The sequence below is a fragment of the Campylobacter sp. CNRCH_2015_0814 genome, assembly GCF_025772765.1.
Lineage (GTDB): Bacteria > Campylobacterota > Campylobacteria > Campylobacterales > Campylobacteraceae > Campylobacter_D.
In genome coordinates, this window is record NZ_JAKMSR010000026.1 from 1 (window position 1) to 2316 (window position 2316).

The 2316-nt window shown below is 30.2% G+C and carries 1 protein-coding gene; it reads left to right on the forward strand.

Annotated elements, in window-relative coordinates; all coding sequences use genetic code 11:
• Nucleotides 1–2316, forward strand: a 2316-nt coding sequence (locus tag L8X24_RS07845; protein WP_263664332.1) for a filamentous hemagglutinin N-terminal domain-containing protein, incomplete at both ends; no start/stop codon positions are given.

The window sequence follows — 2316 nt, forward strand, 5'->3', positions numbered from 1 at the left end:
CTTCTGGCAATGGTCATATGCAAATTAATGGTAATGGAACAAACTCAGTCATACAATGGGGTGGTGGATTTAGTATAGGTCAAGGCGAAACGGTAGAATTTGGAGGTAAAGATAAAAACTACCTAAACATTGCTCATGGTACTAGTAAATCTATGATAGAAGGTATATTAAATGCAGGTGGTAATAATGTATTTTTAATTAATCCTAATGGGGTAATCATTACTAAAACAGGAACTATCAATGCTAATCGCTTTGTGGCTTCGACTTCGTCGATGAGTGATGGGGAGATGACAGCATTTGCTAATATGAAAACTTTCAATGATGGTTTAAGCTTTTCCCCTGTATTTAAGCCACAAAAAGCAGGTAATGTAGTAAATATGGGTAATATTAATGCTAATAATGTATTACTTATAGGGAATAAGGTAAGTATAGATGGTGGCCATATCAATGGCAAACATAATGATAATGTTAGTGGTGATGCTTTAAAAAATCCAAGTGGTAATACAGCTGAAAAAATTCATTTAGTAGGGAATGAAGTCAATATATTAGTAGATGGAATTAAATCAGATTCTATTATAGCTAGTGCGTATGTAAAAGGATCTTTACAACAATCTACTACATCTTATTATAACTATGGTGAAAAAGGACTTAATTTTGAGACTGATGAATATAGCAATATAGATAAGATAAATTTAGGCGATAAAAAACTAGTAACTAAAGATAAATTTGAAAAACATGCAACTATAGGTTCTGATGTAGATTGGTGGCACTTTGCTAAGGGGTGGAATGAAAATAAAAACAGCATGAGAGATTTCTTTAGCACCTATAAATTAGTAGATGATATAGATTTTGGTGGTAATCAAGGTAAAAACTATGCCAATTATTGTATAGCTCCGGGACAATGTACATCTATGATGGTTGGTATTAGAAATTCTGCGTCATTTAATAAAATTTTTGATGGTCAAGGATTTACTTTAAAAAATATCAATATAAATATAACAGGAGATAATAATACGCCACATACATTTGATGTAGGTATATTTGCAATTGCAAGTGGAGCTACTTTTAAAAATATTAATGTGGATTATATGGGTGGTGGTATAGATGTAACTGGACTCAATAGCGCTGCTGTTGGTGGTTTTATTGGAGCTGTTTCAAATTCTTCATTTGAGTATATTTCTATTAATAATATTAAAAATATGAATAGCGGCAAAGTTACTACGCTCAATTTAGGAGGCTTTGCTGGTATCATTTCTAATGGTAGAGTTAATAATGTAACCATAGATAAAATAGAGAGTATTTATATTAGCAACAACACCGCTGCTTCTTACGTTGGTGGATTTGCTGGAGATTTGTTTGATGGATTATATGAAAATATATCTTTAAATAGTATAAAAAATATTGAGAATCAAACTTATGGAGTAGTTATTACTGGTGGATTTGCTGGTCAATCTCATGGACAATATAGAAATATTTCTTTAAATAATATTGGAATTAATAACGCATATTCGCATCATCTATTTTCTTTTGCTGGTGGGTTTGCAGGTGTAATATTTGACAGGGATTCAAACTATGATAATATTTCTTTAAATAATATTGAAAATATTAATAGTTATGCAGCAGAAGGTGTTGAGTCTTTTGCTGGTGGGTTTGCTGGTCAAATTTTAGGAGATCATACTTTTAAAAATATTTATATGTATTTTAACGAAGGTGCAACTATAAATGGAACAATGGCTAATGGAAAATTTGTTGGCTATGTTGGCGGTGATAGCCAAATTCAATTTGATAACATCCACATCTACCATCATGAAGACGATTTAACTAATGCAATAGCCGATCAAAACTATTGGAATGACTTTAATAATGGTTATGTTTCAGATAAAATAAATATTCACACTTACAACAATAGTAATAAAGATGAAGTTTATAAAGATTTTCAAGATAAAGCCAATACTATTTTAAAACCTGCATTTTACGATCCAAATGTCACCTTAGATACTGATGATATTATTAGTGAAGATATTATCAATCAAATCATATCCGAATTAAAAGATAAATTCTATGCAGTAGATATAAATACACTAAGTGATTTATTAAAAGCTTATGTAAAGATTGATAAAGATAATCCTGCCTCTAAAGCAGAGTTTTTAGCTAATTATCTTTTAAGTAAAGATAAATATCCAAATAAGGAAAAAAGACTTGATATAGCTCGTTCTATAGTTCAAAGCTTAGACTTTTTACTAGCTTATACTAAAAACAACATAGATGAATCTAAACTAACAGCTGAAGCTAAAGATTTATATTCTAAAAATAGAG